Source organism: Nocardia carnea NBRC 14403, from assembly GCF_000308515.1.
GTDB lineage: Bacteria > Actinomycetota > Actinomycetes > Mycobacteriales > Mycobacteriaceae > Nocardia > Nocardia carnea.
This window is the reverse complement of the sequence record NZ_BAFV01000039.1, coordinates 188,430-206,123: the sequence shown is the minus strand read 5'-3', so window position 1 is coordinate 206,123 and position 17,694 is coordinate 188,430. Positions and strand designations below refer to the sequence as shown.

Below are 17,694 nucleotides of genomic sequence, written 5' to 3'. Positions count from 1 at the left end.
GCGGGGCGCGGCCGGTCGCAGCGTGCGCGGGCGGGTGCGGCAGACTGGTCCACCGTGAGTACGCAGCTGCTGGTCGGAGGCCGGATCTACAGTGCGAGCGCACCCGATGCCACGGCGCTCGCGGTCACCGACGGGGTCGTGGTGTGGCTGGGCGCCGATCACGTGGGGCGGGCCCTGCACCCCGGGGCCGAGGTGATCGACCTCGACGACGCGCTGGTGACCCCGGCATTCGTCGAGCCACACCTGCACACCACCGCGTACGGACTGCAGCGGTCAGGGCTCGACCTGTCCGAAGCGAACTCCCTGGCCCAGTGCCTGGAACTGGTGGCGAAATTCGCCGCGGCCCGGCCCGACGGGGTGATCCTGGCCGACGGCTGGGATGAAACCCGCTGGCCGGAAGGCCGGCCGCCGACGGTCACCGAGATCGATGCCGCTGTGCCACGGGGTCGCCTGGTGTATCTGGCGCGGGTCGACGGTCATTCGGCGGTGGCTTCCTCCGCGCTGCTCGATACGGTCCCGGGGCTGGTGGACGCGGCGGGGTACCGGGCCGGTGAACCTGTCCGCGCGGACGCCCACCATCTGGTGCGGGCGGCGGCCCGGGCCCTGCTCACCCGAGAGCAGCGGGATGCGGCTCGGCGGACGGCGCTGGATATCGCGGCCGCACGCGGGGTGGTCGCGGTGCACGAATGTGCCGGCCCCGATATAGAAGGAGAAACCGATCTGCGCGAGCTGCTCGCCTTCGAGCACGGCGTGCAGGTGCGGGCGTATTGGGGGCAGGCCGTGCGGACCACCGGCGAGGCGCGGGAACTGGTGCACGATCTCGGTGTGCACGGTCTGGCCGGTGACCTGTTCGTCGACGGGTCGCTGGGCTCGCATACCGCGTGGTTACGTGATCCCTACTGGGACGCGCCCGGGACCGGTGTCTCCTACCTGGATGCCACGCAGATCGCCGACCATGTGCGCGCCTGCACCGAAGCCGGTGTGCAGGCCGGGTTCCACGCGATCGGTGATGCCGCCGTGGACGCGGTCGTCGCCGGGATCGGGCAGGTCGTCGCGGAATTCGGTGGTCCCGCCGTCGCGGCCTGCGGGCACCGCGTCGAGCACGCCGAACTGCTCGACAGCTCGCAGATCGAGGCCCTCGCCCGCTGGGGCGTCATCGCGAGCGTGCAACCCGTTTTCGACCGCGAATGGGGTGGAACCGACGGTATGTACGCCGAACGCCTGGGGGTCACCCGGGCGGCGGCGCTGAACCCGTTCGCCGCTATGGCCGCAGCCGGGGTCTCACTGGCCATCGGCTCCGATGCGCCGGTCACGGCATTGGATCCGTGGGCCGCCATCCGGGCCGCCGTGCACCACCGCACTCCCGGGCACGGCCTCTCGCCCCGGGCCGCCTTCGCCGCGGCCACCCGCGGTGCGTGGCGTGCCGGGGGAGTCCGGGACGGTGTGGCCGGCACGCTGGTCCCCGGCGCCCCCGCCTCCTACGCGGTGTGGGAGGCCGACGAACTCGTGGTCTCCGCACCCGCGGATTCCGTGCAGCGCTGGTCCACCGATCCGCGCTCCCGGGTCCCCGGCCTGCCGCCGCTCACCCCCGGCGCCGACCTGCCCCGCTGCCTGCGGACCGTGCACGAGGGCACGACGATCTATACCGGTTGACCGATACACCGGGCAGTGGTCCGCTGATCGTGGTGTGCGAGTGGTCGCTGGGCGTGGTCCGCCATCCGGGCCACCGTGCACCACCAACGGTGCACGGCATGGCCCGATCACCGCACGCCGCTATTAACCGGTGGACACCGGCAGTCACAACCCGGTCGAGGGCCCGCGGAGAGGCGCGGGGGCGCGCCGTAGCGAGCACGAACCCGAGGAGGTCGGCTATTCGGCATCGGCATGTGCCCGAGGCGCTGGTGGCGGTGATCGAGGGTTCACGGCCGAATACCGGTCTGTGAACCAGGGTCCTGGGCGGCCTACGCGCCACTATCGCTCGCACCGATGTCGGCATTCCATCCGGCGCAAGGAGGTCCCCGATGATCTCCGGCGGAGCACTCGGCGGCGCCGACAAGCGACGGTGCCGCCTCGGCGGATCGCCCGGTGGTGGGGCGGGAACGACACCGGATCGAGGGAACGACAGGATGTAGGTGTGGAACAGGGTGTCAGGACAGCGAACCGGTGGTCCGAGCGGCTGGGCCGCTATCCCGCGGTGATGCGATCGCTCGCCGCGGTGATATCGGGGCTGCTGCTGTTCGGCAGCTTCCCGCCGCGGCCGTGGTGGTTCCTCGCACCTGTGGGTATCGCGGTGCTGACGCTGGTGCTGCGGAGTGGGACCGGTTTACGGTCCGGTTTCGGCTATGGGTTTCTCGCCGGTCTCGGCTTCTTCCTCCCGCTGCTGCCGTGGACCGGTATCTACGTGGGCCCGGTGCCGTGGATCGCGCTGTCGACCGCGTGCGCGGTGTATATCGGGTTGTTCGGGGTATTGGCCCGGCTACTCGGCCGGCTGCCCGGCCGGCCGGTGTGGGTCGCGCTGGCCTGGACCGCCGCCGAATGGGGGAGGTCGAGTTTCCCGTTCGGCGGGTTCCCGTGGGGTCGCCTGGCCTTCGGGCAGGCCGACGGATGGTTTCTGCCGCTGGCGATGCTGGGTGGGGCGCCGCTGGTGAGTTTCGCCGTCGCGCTCACCGGCACCTGTGCCGCGGCAGTCCTGTGGGCGGTCCGTCACGAACTCCTCGGTGACCATGAGCCGAAGACAACCTCCGAAGCGGTGGCGCGCGGGCGCCGGGCGGCCCCGATCGCCGCCGCACTGGCCTGCCTGCTGCTGCCCGTTGCCGGTCTCGGCCTGCGCGTGGCGTTGCCCGCACCGATGGCAGGGGACAGCACTCTGACAGTGGCGGCGATCCAGGGCAGCGTGCCGCGCCTGGGCCTCGATTTCAACGCCCAGCGCCGGGCTGTCCTCGACAACCATGTCCGGCGGACCGAACAGCTGGCCGACGAGGTGGCAGCAGGCCGGTCTCCGGCCCCGGATGTGGTCGTGTGGCCCGAAAACTCCTCGGATATCGACCCGTTACGCAATCCCGACGCGGCCGCGCTGATCTCCGAAGCCGCTCGCCGCATCGCGGCACCGATTCTGGTGGGCGCGGTACTCGTGAACGGCGATCGCACCACAACGAATTCGGTAATGGTCTGGACCGCAGAAGGCGGACCGGGGGAGCGGCACGACAAAAAAATAGTACAGCCTTTCGGTGAATACCTGCCGATGCGCGGATTCTTCCGGCTCTTTTCCGACTATGCGGACCGTGCCGGTTACTTCGTGCCGGGTCACGGGGACGGAACAATTCGGGCTTCAGGTACGGAAATCGGGATCGCAACCTGTTACGAGGTTGCTTTCGACCGGGCTTTCCGGGATTCGCTGCAGTCCGGCGCGCAATTGCTGGCGGTGCCTACGAATAATGCGACTTTCGGTGACAGTGAAATGACTTACCAGCAACTGGCGATGTCCAGGGTGCGGGCGGTGGAGCACGGGCGGTCGCTGGTCGTCGCCGCGACCTCGGGTGTCAGTGCGATCATCGCCGCCGACGGAAGCATCCGGCAGGAAAGTGCGTTGTTCGTACCGGAAGCGCTGGTTGCGGAGGTTCCGCTGCGTACCTCGACCACTCCGGCGACAGCTCTCGGGCCGTGGCCGGAACTGGCCGTCGTGCTCGTGACAGTGGCGGGTGTGGCCGCCGCGCTGGTCGGCCGGCGGGCGGGTCGGCGGAGTGCGGACGGGCTGGAAACAGCCGTTCGCGCCTGATTGCCGGACCTGTTCGCCGCCCACGACGACAGGTTTGCCGGAACTTCGCCGACCGTCGATGCGGTAACGGCAAGTGGCCGGTTTATTTTTTGTCGGCAGAGGGTAAACAGACCCGCTCGTAGTGCGTAGTATCTAGGCAGCGCCCGGGTCGCCGGGTAAGAAGTAAGGCGGAATTCCGCCTGGAAGTGTAGGTCTGCGCCGGAATTCGGACATCGTCGTCCGAAGGCTGTTCCGGCGCCAGGTAACCATTCGGTTTCGACTGCCAATCCATTCAAGGTGACGCTCCGAATAACCAGTCGTGAATCACACCCACGACCGGAAACGGTCGGCCGTGGGCTGTTCGGGGAGTGTCGAGCTGTAGAACGGAGTGATTGATGAGATCGTCGGCCACCGGGGTCGATAACGGTTCGTCGGCAGAACTTTCGGCCGAACCCTTTCCGCTCACACCGGCACAGACCGCGATGTGGTATGCCCAGCGGATTCAGCCGGAGATCCCTCTCATCATCGCCGAATATGTGGAGTTCCACGGTGATCTGGACCCGGGCCTGCTGCTGTATGCGATCGAACGCTTCGGCGTGGAAACCGAGGTGGTACTCCAGCGCATCGTGCAGATCGACGGGGTACCGCATCAGGTGGTCGACCCCGCCTCGCGACCCGGCTGGGCCCGCCTGGACCTGCGTGACGAGCCCGACCCGCATGCCGCGGCGCTGCGCTGGATGCACGACGACACCCGCACACCGATCGATATCGACCACGATCCGCTGGTCTTCAATGCCGTTCTGCGTACGGGGGAACGCGATTACATCTGGTACTCCCGCGTGCACCACATCGTGCTCGACGGCTACGCCGCGATGAACGCGCTGATCCGTACTTCCGAGATCTACACCGCCTACGCAGAGGGTCGCGAACCGGCGGTATCGCGGGCGACGCCGCTGGCCGAGTTGTACGCCGGCGAGATCGATTACCGGAACTCGCAGCGCCGCGCCGCCGACGGCACGTACTGGAAGGACATGCTCGACGGGGCAGGTGAAGTCGTCAGCTTGTCCACCGTGACCAATGCGCCGGCCACGGCGATCGCCGGGCGCCGGCTGGCCACCGGTGTCCTGAGCGCGGAGACGGAGGCCCTGGTAGCCACCGCCGCCGAACAGCGCGATTCCTCGAATCCGGTCCTGTTCGCCGCGGCGATGGCCTGCTATGTGCGGGCGATGACCGGGCAGGACGATGTGGTGTTGAGCCTGCCGGTATCGGCGCGCACCACGGTGTCGCTGCGCCGTTCGGCGGGGGTCGTATCGAATGTGGTGCCGCTGCGGATCCGGTTCGGACCCGCGACCACTGTCGACGATGTGGTGCGTGCCGTGGGCGGCCAGATCACCGGGGCGCTGCGTCACCAGCGCTACCGGCACGACGATATCCGCCGCGATTGCGGTTACGACCGCGAAACCCGCGGGTTCTTCGGCCCGATGATCAACATCATGCTGTTCGCCCGGCCGCTGCGGTTCGCCGACCTCGACGTTTCCGTGCATGTACTGGCAACAGGGCCGGTCGAAGACCTTTCGGTCAACCTCTACAACAGTGACGGTGACGGGATCCACCTCGATTTCGAGGCCAATCCGCAGCTCTACAGTGAGGCCGAAGTCGCGGCCCATCGCCGGCGCTACCTGGATTTCCTGGATCGTTTCCTCACCAGTGAGCGTGACACCCCCGTGCGGGACCTCACCGCGCCCACCGAGACCGAGCACCGCCAGGTCCTGCACCTGTGGAACGACACCGCCGCCGAGGTGGAACCGGCCACGCTGGCACGTATTTTCGCCGATCGCGTGGCGCGCACCCCGGATGCCGAGGCCGTGCGATTCGAGGGCACGGCGCTGACCTACGGGGAACTCGACGCCCGCGCGAACCGGCTGGCGCGCCTGCTGATCGCGCAGGGTGCGGGCCCGGAGCAGGTGGTGGCACTGTGCCTGCGCCGCAGCCTCGACGTGGTGGTCGCGATGTACGCCGTGATCAAGTCCGGCGCCGCCTATCTGCCGCTGGATCCCGAACATCCGGTCCAGCGGCTGGAACAGATCGTCCATCGGGCCCGGCCCGTCGCCCTCCTGGCGGCCGCCCGCGACGGTCTCGCTCTGCCCGGCACCATCGCGGCGATCACCGTCGATACGGTGGACCTGTCCGAGCGGGACCCGGCGCCGATCACCGACAGTGACCGGACCGTACCGCTGCGTGGCGATCACCTCGCCTATCTGCTCTATACCTCCGGATCTACCGGTACCCCGAAGGGTGTCGGCGTCACCCACCGCGCGATCGTGAACCGGCTGCGCTGGATGCAGCACGAATACCCGCTCGATCACACCGATGCGGTGCTGCAGAAAACCCCGGCGACCTTCGACGTCTCGGTCTGGGAGTTCTTCTGGCCGTTGCAAACCGGAGCCCGGCTGGTGGTGGCCCGGCCCGACGGCCACCGCGATCCGGCCTACCTGGCCCGGCTCATCCGCGAAGAACACGTCACCACGGCACATTTCGTACCGTCCATGCTCTCGGTCTTCGTCACCGATACCGAGGTGGGTGACTGCGTCACGCTGCGGCGCGTCTTCTGCAGCGGGGAGGCGTTGCCGCCCGCGACAGTTCGTGACTTCCGGGCGGCGCTGCCCGTGCCGCAGTTGCACAACCTGTACGGCCCCACCGAGGCCGCGGTCGATGTGACCTACTGGGAGTGCCCGCCGGATCCGGTCACCGTGCCGATCGGCTCACCGGTCTGGAACACCCGGACCTATGTGCTCGATCATGCGCTGCGCCCGGTGGCTCCCGGCGCGGTGGGCGAACTGTATCTGTCCGGTGTGCAGCTGGCGCGTGGATACCTCGGTCAGGCCCCGCTGACCGCCGAACGATTCGTCGCCGACCCGTTCCATGCCGGTGAGCGGATGTACCGGACGGGCGATCTGGCGCGCTGGCAGCTCGGGGATACCCGCCGCGGCGTCCTGGAATACCTGGGCCGCACCGATTTCCAGGTGAAGATTCGTGGTCTGCGAATCGAGCTCGGCGAAATAGAGGCCGCACTGCTCGACGACGAGCGCATCGCGCGCGCGGTCTGTATCGCCCACGCGACCCCCGCAGGTGATCAACTGGCCGCCTACGTGGTCGTTCGCGGTGACGAGGAGCTCGATACCGCGGAGCTGCGGGCCCGGCTGGCACGCACGCTTCCGGGATATATGGTGCCCGCGACGGTGACCCGGCTACCCGAGCTACCGCTGAACAGCAACGGCAAGATCGATCGGTCCGCACTGCCGGCCCCCGGGCCCACCGGCGACCGGGTGCGGACAGCGCCGCGCACGGAGGTCGAAGAGGTACTGGCCGCGATCTTCGCCGAACTGCTCGGCGTACCCGAGGTCGGTATCGACGACGGTTTCTTCGAACTGGGCGGAAACTCCCTGGTGGCCGCACGTGCGGTGGCGCGGATCAATACTGCGCTGGGGACCGCCCTGACGATCCGCGACCTGTTCGAAGCCGGCAGTATCGCCGCGCTCACCGACCGGTTCACCGTGCACGAACCGGATCTCACCTCCCCGCGACTCGTTCCGGTGGCACGCCCCGAGCGGATCCCGCTCTCCCCGGCGCAGCAGCGGCTGTGGATCCTCAACCGGTTCGCCGAACACGCCGCCGCCTACAACATGCCGCTGGCCGTGCAGCTGGACGGCAACCTCGATATCGATGTGCTGCGCGCCGGTCTGCGCGATGTGCTCGAACGGCACGAAAGCCTGCGCACCACCTTCCCCGACCTGGGGGAGGGCCCGCAGCAGCTGGTACATCCTCTGTCGGAGGTACCGCTGACGCTCGAGCCGGTAGAGGTTGCGGCCGCCGGAGTCCGGGAACTTGCCGCCGAATTCGTGACGCGACCGTTCGACCTGCGTACGGAGTTCCCGTTCCGGGTCGCGCTGTACGCCGTCGACACCGATTGCCATGTGCTGGTGCTGGTGCTGCACCATATCTGCGGCGACGGCTGGTCGGTGGCTCCGCTGGTCCGCGACCTCACCGTCGCGGTCACCGCCCGGGCCGCGGGCATGGCGCCCGGCTGGACCCCGCTGCCCGTGCAGTACGCCGATTTCGCGTTGTGGCAGCGGGAGTTGCTCGGTGAGGAATCCGATCCGGCCAGCGCGCTGAGCCGGCAGATCACCCATTGGCGCGCCGAACTCGCCGGCCTGCCGGATCAGCTCGACCTCCCGCTCGACCGGCCGCGTCCCGCGCACCGTTCCACCGAGGGCGGGCGGGTCGCGTTCACCATCCCCGCGGGCACCCGCGGTGCGGCGGCGGAACTGGCGGCCAGCCGCGGTGCGAGCATGTTCATGGTGGTGCATGCCGCACTGGCGACACTGCTGTCCCGGATCTGCGGCAGTACCGATATCGTCATCGGCACCCCGATCGCAGGCCGCAGCGATCCCGCGCTGGACGAGCTGGTCGGGATGTTCGTCAACACTCTGGTCCTGCGTACCGAAGTCGATCCCGCCGGTGATTTCGACCGGATGCTCGATATCGTGCGGGAAACCGATCTCAACGCTTTCGCCAACGCCGATGTGCCGTTCGAGCGGCTCGTGGAGGTGGTGAATCCGGAGCGCTCCGGTGCACGCCATCCGCTGTTCCAGGTGATGCTGTCCTACGACAACGCCGGTGAAATCGACCTGAACCTGCCCGGGGTGCGGACCGAGATCCTGGCGCTGGATGCCGGGATCGCGAAATTCGACCTCCAGCTCGAGGTGCACGACGACAACTCCGGCGGCGAGCTGCACGCCGAAATCGGCTATGCCACGGATGTGTTCGACGAGCGGACCGTGCAGTCGATCGCGCGGCGGTTCGTCGCGGTCCTCGATGCCGCGGTGGCCGCGCCGCGGCGCTCGGTCGGTGATATCGATGTGCTGGACCGGCGCGAATACGGCAATCTCGTACCGCTGGCGGGCGGTCCGGCGGAACCTCCGGTTTCGCTGGCCGAACTGCTCGGCCGGTCCGCGGTCCGCGATCCGGACGGTGTCGCGGTGCGTTTCCGCGGCCGCGATACGACCTACCGGGAACTGGATGAGCGGGCCAACCGCCTGGCCCGGTTGCTGATCGGGCAGGGGGCCGGCCCGGAAACCGTGGTCGCGCTCGCACTGCCCCGTGGTCTGGACGCGATCACCGCTATCTGGGCCGTCGCCAAGACCGGCGCGGCGTATGTGCCGGTCGATCCCGGATATCCGCGCGACCGGATCGCGCATATGCTCACCGATTCCGGTGCGCTGCTGGGAGTTACGAGCCCGGAACAGCTCGATGTGCTGCCGGGGCGTCCCGGCGCCGTCCGGCGATGGCTGGTGCTCGGCGACCCTGCGCTGGAATCCGCGTGCGCGGCAGTCTCGTCCGCGCCGGTGACCGATGCCGACCGGATCCGGCCGATACGCACCATCCACCCCGCCTACCTGATCTACACCTCCGGATCCACCGGCACCCCGAAGGCCGTGGTCGTCACCCATGGCGGGCTGGCCTCGTTCGCCGCGGAACAGTGCTACCTGTTCGGGGTCACCCCGGCCGCGCGCACACTGCATTTCTCCTCACCCAGTTTCGATGCGTCGGTGCTGGAACTGCTGCTCGGGTTCGCCTGCGGGGCGACGGTCGTGATCGCACCCCCGCAGATCTACGGCGGTAACGAACTCGCCACCTTCCTGCAGGTCGAGCGCGTCACTCACGCGTTCGTCACCCCGGCCGCGCTGGCCACCGTCGACCCGGCCGGCCTGGACCGGCTGCAGACGGTCATGGTGGGCGGTGAGGCCTGCGGGCCCGAACTGGTGGACACCTGGGCCGACCGGTACCGCATGCACAATATGTACGGTCCGTCCGAAGCCACCGTCGCCGCCACCATGTCCGGACCCATGCGGCCCGGACGGCCGGTACCTCTCGGCCATCCGGTGCGGGGTATGCGGCTTTTCGTGCTCGACTCCCGGTTGCGGCCGGTACCGCCGGGCACGCCCGGCGAGCTGTACCTGTCCGGGCCGGGCGTGGCCCGCGGATATCACGGGCGGCACGCGCTCACCGCCGCCCGGTTCCCTGCCAACCCGTACGGCCGTCGCGGCGAACGGATGTACCGCACCGGTGACCTGGTCGTAGCCGACCGGTCCGGCCGGCTGCGGTTCCTGGGCCGCGCGGACGATCAGGTGAAACTGCGTGGTTTCCGGATCGAACTGTCCGAGATCGACCATGTCCTGCGCAGCCATCCCGGGGTGCGTCGCGCGCTGACCGCGGTGCATACGGACCCGCAGGGGCGGCAACGTCTCGCCGCCTATATCGTCGCCGACTCCGGCGTCGACCCGGCCGAGGTGCGGGCCACGGTCCGCGGCCGGTTGCCCGGCTATATGGTCCCCGATGCCGTCACCGTGCTGCCGGAATTCCCCACCGCCCCCTCCGGCAAGCTCGACCGGAAGGCGTTGCCGGAACCGGACTTCGCCGGCGCGACCACGAACTCCCGACCGCCGGCCAACGATATCGAACGGCGGGTCGCCGAGGTATTCGCCGAGGTGCTGGGCCGGGAGGTCACCGGCGTGGAGGACGGCTTCTTCGATCTCGGCGGCAATTCGCTGCTGGCCACCCGGCTGGTGGGCGGTCTGTACGACCGCTTCGGGGTGGACCTGCCGGTGCGGACCGTATTCGAGGCACCGACCGTGGCGGCGCTGGCCGAACACGTCACCCGCACTCCGGTGACGGTCCGGGTGCCGCTGACCGCCCGGAATCCGCGGCCCGACCGGATCCCGTTGTCGCTGCCCCAGCAGCGGCTCTGGTTCCTCAACCGCTTCGCGCCCGAATCCAGCGCCTACAACATCGCCTTCGTTCTCGATATCGACGGCGATCTCGATGTGGCGGCGTTGCGTCTGGCGCTCGGCGATATCGTCGAACGGCACGAGGTTCTGCGCACCGCCTATCCCGACGACGGAAACGGTGCCCAGCAACGGATCCTGCCCGTCACGTGGGCGCTGCCCGCCCTGGAAGTCCGTGATACCGATCCGGCCGGTGCCGCCGCGGCCCTGCACGAAACGGCGACCACCGGTTTCGACCTCACCACCGGCACGCCGTTGCGCGCGGTCCTGTTGCGGACCGGTCCGACCCGCTACCGGCTCGGTGTGGTGGTGCACCATATCGCCGCGGACGGTTGGTCGCTCGCACCGCTCACCCGCGACCTCGCCGTCGCCTACCAGGCACGGTGTGCCGGCTCCGCGCCCGAGTGGGGCCCGCTCGAGGTGCAGTACGCCGACTTCGGACTCTGGCAGCGCGAGCATCTCGGCGCCGCCACCGACCCGGAAAGCCTCGCCGCCCGGCAACTCGGCTACTGGCGTGAACAGCTCGCCGGACTGCCCGAGGAACTGCCCCTGCCCTACACCCGGCCCCGTCCGGCCGAACCGCAACAGACCGCGGGAACCGTGCGATACACGATCCCGGCGCCGATGCGGCAGGCACTCACGGAACTTGCGCGCGCCCACGGCGTGAGCCCGTTCATGCTGCTGCGGTCGGCGCTCGCCGTGCTGTTGCGTTCGGTGACCGGTGGCCGCGATATCGCCATCGGCACGCCGGTAGCCGGGCGGACCGATCGGCGGCTCGACGAGCTGGTCGGCATGTTCGTCAATACGCTCGTATTGCGTTCCGACGTCGACCCGGCCCGTTCCTTCACCGATCTGCTGCGGGCCGACCGGGATACCGAACTCGCCGCCCTGGCCCATGCCGATATCCCGTTCGAACAGGTGGTTTCGGCCCTGGGCAACGATCCGCGCGCCACCGGCCGGCATCCGCTGTTCCAGGTCGCGCTGACCGTGCAGGACACCCCGGTACCGACGCTGGAACTGCCCGGACTCGCGGTGGACGCGGCCGCGCTCGATATCGCCCGCGCCAAATTCGACCTCGAACTCCGGGCGGGAGATCTCGACGCCGGTGAACTCGAATTCGTCTACGCCGACGAGATTTTCGACGCGGACACGGTGCAAACCCTGGCCGACCGGTTCCTGCGCGTTCTGGCCGCCGTCGCCGCGCGACCCGATATCGCGGTGGGCGATATCGATACGCGTACCGATTCCGAACGGGCCACCTACAGCCCCGCCCGCGGTCCGGTTCCCGGAATCCCGCGCACCCTGGCAGGTCTGTTCGCCTCGACCGTCCTCGCACACAGTGCGCGGCCGGCCCTCTACGCCGAGGACACCGTTCTCACCTACGCCGAACTGGACCGCCGGGCCAACCGGCTGGCGCGGGCCTTGATCGGGCGCGGTCTGGGCGCGGGGGACCGGGTCGCGCTGGGGCTCACCCGGTCCGCCGATTCGGTCACCGCCATGCTGGCCATCGCCAAATCCGGGGCGGCGTTCGTTCCGGTGGATCCGAACTATCCGGTCGAACGGGTCGCGCATATGCTCGCCGATTCCGGTTGCACCGTCGGTATCAGCCGCGCGGGGCATGCGGAAACGCTGCGCGCCGCGGGCGGAGACCATATCGATTGGCTGTTGCTCGATACACCGGCCGGCCGGCGGGAGACCGGTGTTCCGGCCGATCCGGTGACCGACGTCGACCGGGTCCGCCCGGTGCGGGTCACCGATCCGGCATACCTGATCTACACCTCCGGATCCACGGGTAAACCCAAGGGCGTCACCGCCACCCACGGTTCGCTGGCCGATCTCGCCGACGAATTCCGCGACCGGCTGGCCATCACCCCCGGCGCGCGGACACTGCATTTCTCGTCGCCGAGCTTCGATGCCGCGGTTCTGGACCTGTTGCTCGCCATCGGCCCCGGCGCCGCCATGGTGATCGTCCCGCCCGAGGTGTACGGCGGTGACGAACTGGCCGAACTCATGACCCGCACCGAGGTGACCCACACCTTCATCACTCCGGCCGCCCTCGCCACCATCGACCCGGACCGGTGGCCGCTGCCGCGGCTGCGCGGCCTGATGGTCGGCGGCGAACATGTCGGCCCCGAACTGGTGGCGCGCTGGGCACCGGGCCGGCGGATGTTCAACGCCTACGGGCCCACCGAAACCACCGTCGTGGTTTCGGTGACCCCGGTGGTACCGGACCGCCCGGCCGGTCTGGCCTCGCTGATCCGCGGGGTGCGCGCGGTGGTCCTCGACGAACGCCTGCGACCCGTACCCACCGGTGTCCCCGGCGAGCTGTATCTCGGTGGCCCCGGGCTGGCCCAGGGCTATCACGGCCGGTTCGGCCTGACCGCGGGACGTTTCGTCGCCGACCCGTACGGTCCCGCCGGCGCCCGGATGTACCGCACCGGCGATGTGGTCCGCTGGACCCCCGACGGCGATCTGCGCTATCTGGGCCGCAGCGACAACCAGGTCAAGATGCGCGGTTTCCGGATCGAACTCGGGGAGATCACCGGCGCGCTCACCGCCCACCCGACGGTGCATTTCGCCCATACCGAAGTGCGCCGGGTCGCCGGCGTGGATCGGCTGGTGGCCTATGTTCAACCGGCCGATGCCGGCCGCCGCCCCGAACCCGAGGAGTTGCGCGAATATCTGGCGCAGCGGCTGCCCCGGCATATGGTGCCCACCGCGTTCACCCTGCTGGACGAGATCCCGCTGACCCCGGTCGGCAAACTGGATATCGCCGCGCTGCCCGAACCGCAGGCGCTGCCCACCGGATCCGCCGGGCGGGCTCCGCATACCGCCACCGAACGCCTGGTTGCGGCGGTGATGGGCGATCTGGTGGATGCCCCGGTCACCGATACCGGCGATAATTTCTTCGAGATCGGCGGTAACTCGCTGCTGGCGACCCAGCTGGTCGGACGCCTGGAAGCGGCCACCGGGGTACGGCTGGCGGTGCGTTCGGTATTCACCGCACCCACCGTCGCCGAACTGGCCGCCCGGCTGGACGGTGAGAACGCCGGCGGGGTCGGACCCGCGCTGGAACGCCGCGAGCGCCCCGCCCGGATCCCGCTCTCCCCGGCCCAGCAGCGGCTGTGGTTCCTCAACCGGTTCGGTGGTTCCGATCCGGCGGCGACACCCGGTGCCTACAACGTTCCGGTGGTACTGCGCTTGCGCGGTCCGCTCGACCGGGCAGCCCTGGCGACCGCCCTGCACACGGTGCAGCAGCAGCACGAAACCCTGCGCACGGTGTTCCCGGAGATCGACGGGGAACCTGCGCAGCTGGTCCGCGATCTCCCCGGTGCCGCGGTCGAGCTGCAGACCCCGGCGACCGAAGGCGACCCGCGTCCCGATATCGAGCGGTTCATCGCACCGGGTTTCGACCTGGCCACCCAGATCCCGTTGCGGGCAGGGTTGTTCATCGTCGCCCCGGACGACCACATCCTCGTTCTCGTGGTGCATCACATCGCGATGGACGGCTGGTCGCTGGAACCGCTCGCTGCCGATGTGGCAGAGGCGTACCGGACGGTACGGCTCGGTGCCGAGCCTCGCCCCGACACCGAACAGCTGCAATACATCGACTACACGCTGTGGCAGCGGGAACTGCTCGGCGACGAGAACGATCCGAACTCGGTGATCAGTGGTCAGCTCGACTACTGGCGGAACGCACTCGACGGATTGCCCGAGCTCCTCGCCGTACCCGCCGACCGCCCCCGGCCGCCGGTTCCGTCCTACCGCGGCGGCACCGTGGAGGAACGGCTCGACGCTCGCGCGCATCGGGATCTGCGCGATCTCGCGGCCCGCCACAACGTGAGCGTGTTCATGGTGTTGCACGCCGCGCTCGCGGTACTGCTGCACCGCCTCACCGGATCCGGCGATATCGCCGTCGGTTCCCCGGTTGCGGGCCGCGGCCATCCCGAGCTCGACCGGATGATCGGTATGTTCGTCAACACCCTGGTGCTGCGGACACCGGTCGATTCCGGCCGGCAGTTCACCGAACTGCTCGATACGGTGCGGGAGGCCGATCTCGACGCCTTCGCGCACGCCGAGCTGCCGTTCGAACGGCTCGTCGAGGTGCTGAACCCGGTACGGTCGCAATCGCATCACCCACTGTTCCAGGTGATGCTGTCGGTGCGCGACGAACCGGTGCGGGCCCTGGAACTGCCGGGGCTGAGTATCGAGGCGATGGATATCGACGCCGGTATCGCGAAATTCGATCTCCAGTTCACGCTCACCGAATGCCGGGGCGAGAATCGGTCGCCGGATGGGATAGCCGTCGCGGTGAACTACAGCGCGGACCTGTTCGACGAGGCGACCGCGGCCCGGCTCGGCCGCCGGCTGGTCCGGCTGCTCGCTGCGATAGCGGACGATCCGGCCGTGGTCATCGGCGAGCTGGAGCTGCTGGAACCGGCGGAATGGTCGGCGCTGGCTCCGCTGCGCCGGGCAGATGCCGATCAGCCGGTCACGCTGCCGGAGGTTTTCGCGGCGGCGGCGTCGGTCGACAGGCGCGCGGTCGCGCTGGCCGCCGCGGGCGTGGAGGTCACCTATGACGCGCTCGACCGCTGGAGCAACCGGCTCGCGCGGGTTCTCATCGGTTACGGTGTGGGCCCGGAAACGCTTGTTGCGCTGGGTATTCCACGCACGGTGGAATCGGTGGCGACAGTCTTGGCGGTGACCAAGACCGGTGCGGCCTTCGTCCCGGTCGACCCCGGCTATCCGGCCGCCCGGATCAGCCATATGCTCACCGATTCCGGGGCCGCACTCGGGCTCACGCTCGCCGAGTACCGGCCGCAATTGGTGGGCGAAGTCCAATGGCTGGCCCTCGACGATCCCGATTTCCGGGAAGAAGTGCTGGACGCATCCAGCGCACCGATCGCCGAGGCGGAGCGAAACGGCCCGCTGCGGATGGACAATCCGGCCTACGTCATCTACACCTCCGGATCCACCGGTACGCCGAAGGGCGTGGTCGTCACCCATCGCGGTCTGTCCAACTTCGCGGCGGAAACCGCCAAACGGTTCGACGTCCGGCCCGACAGCCGTATCCTGCATTTCGCGACGCCGAGTTTCGACGCCGCCATGCTGGATCTGCTGTTCGCGCTCGGCGGCGGCGCCACCCTGGTGCTCACCCCGCCGGGTGTGGTCGGTGGAACGGAACTGGCACGGGTTCTGATCGCCGAACGCATCACCCACGCGTTCATCACCACGGCCGCCCTGGCCACGGTGGATCCGACCGGTATCACCGATTTCCAGCATGTACTCGTGGGCGGTGAGGCGCTGCCCGCCGAGGTCGTGGCCCGCTGGGCGCCGGGCCGTAACCTGCACAATGTCTACGGTCCCACCGAAACCACCATCGTCACGGTGGTCTCGCAGCCGCTGGTACCGGCGGGCCCGATCCCGATCGGGGAACCGATCCGCGGGGTCGCCGCGATGGTGCTGGATTCCCGGCTGCGGCCGGCCCCGCTCGGCGTCACCGGTGAGCTGTATCTCGCGGGCGGCGCGCTGGCCCGCGGATACCACGACCGCCCCGGTCTCACCGCGCAGCGGTTCGTCGCCAACCCCTTCGGGAAGCCGGGCGAGCGGATGTACCGCACCGGCGATCTGGTCCGGATCCGGACCGGTGCCGACGGCGGTCCCGGCGATATCGAATACGTCGGCCGCACCGACCACCAGGTGAAGATCCGCGGATTCCGGATCGAACTCGGCGAAATCGACGCCGCCTTGAGCCGGCATCCGGCGGTGGATTTCTCGCATACCGCCGGGCATCGCACTCCGGCGGGCGCCACCGCGCTGGTGTCGTATGTGAAGGCCGCATCGGACACCACCGCGGCCGAACTGACCGCACACCTGTCCGAATTCGTGCCCAACTACATGGTTCCGCAGTCGATCATGCTGATCGACCGGCTGCCGCTGACGCCGGTGGGCAAACTCGACCGCGCGGCCCTGCCCGAACCGGTGTTCTCCGCCGTCGAGGGCTACCGGGCGCCGGCCAACCCCATCGAAGCCGCCCTGTGCGATATCTTCGCCGATGTCCTCGAGGTGGAGCGGGTCGGCACCGCAGACGGGTTCTTCGAATTGGGCGGTAACTCCCTGCTCGCCACCAAGGTGGTCGCGCAAGCCCGGGAGGCCGGATTCGACCTGCCGATGCAACTGCTGTTCGGTGAATCCACCCCGGCCGCCCTGGCCGCCCGGCTCGGCGACGGCACCGCAAGCGATGCGATGGATCTCGCGCTCGCTCCGCTGCTGCGGCTGCGGCCCGATTCCGGATCGGACCGCGCTCCGCTGTTCTGTATCCACCCAGCCATCGGGCTGTCCTGGTGTTACGCCGGTCTGCTCGCCGAACTGCCCGCCGATCAGCCGGTGTACGGACTGCAGGCACCGCAGGCGGCCGGCGAACCCGGGTTCTCCTCGATCGCCGAGGTCGCCGAGCACTATCTGACCCATATCCGGTCGGTGCAGCCGCACGGGCCGTACCAGTTGCTCGGCTGGTCGCTGGGCGGTCTCATCGCGCACGAGATCGCTGTGCGGCTGCAGGAGGACGGCGAGGAAGTAGAAACGCTGACCATGCTGGACAGTTACCGTCTCTCCGACGATCTGGCCGAACATGCGATGCCGACCGTCACCGAGATCCTCGGCGAATTCGGCGGCGACCTCGTCGCCGACGGTGTGGAGCCGACCCTGGCCGAGGCCGCCGAAATGTTGCGCTCACGGCCGGGACCGTTCGCGGCACTCACCCTCGAACATCTGGAACGGCTCTACGCCGGCTATGCCGACGGCACGGTGCAGGCCAACGGGTTCCGGCCCGGCGTCTTCGACGGCGACCTGCTGTTCTTTGCCGCCGCCACCGACCCGGTCAACCGCGCGACACCCGACCGGCACCCCGGCGCGTGGAAAGAATTCGTCACCGGCACGGTGACAGCCCACGAGATCGAATGCACACACGCGGAGATGACCACGGCGCAATCCCTCGCGGTGATCGGACCCGTACTGCGCGAACACCTCCGCGCGCGACTGCGCACCTAACCGTGCGCGCAGGAGTTCGCGCCCCCAGCCCGGTACCGAAACGAA

At 69.1% G+C, this 17,694-nt stretch carries 3 protein-coding genes; all 3 read left to right on the top strand.

Going from position 1 to position 17,694, the window contains the following annotated elements; genetic code table 11:
* Nucleotides 1-54 precede the first annotated feature (54 nt).
* The 3 genes from ON22_RS13785 to ON22_RS13775 all read left to right on the top strand — a co-directional run bounded on the left by ON22_RS13785 (nt 55) and on the right by ON22_RS13775 (nt 17,649).
* The gene (locus ON22_RS13785) at nt 55-1,653 is read left to right on the top strand and encodes an amidohydrolase (protein ID WP_033242383.1); all 1,599 of its coding nucleotides are present in this window, start codon (nt 55-57) and stop codon (nt 1,651-1,653) included.
* A gap of 544 nt (nt 1,654-2,197) precedes the next feature.
* Entirely contained in the window at nt 2,198-3,775 is a 1,578-nt protein-coding gene (gene lnt / locus ON22_RS13780; protein WP_051157630.1) for an apolipoprotein N-acyltransferase, read from the top strand.
* A gap of 374 nt (nt 3,776-4,149) precedes the next feature.
* Nucleotides 4,150-17,649 carry a non-ribosomal peptide synthetase gene (locus tag ON22_RS13775; RefSeq protein ID WP_081595555.1) on the top strand — a complete coding sequence of 4,500 codons (13,500 nt, stop codon included), beginning with the start codon at nt 4,150-4,152 and terminating at the stop codon, nt 17,647-17,649.
* Nucleotides 17,650-17,694: the final 45 nt, after the last annotated feature.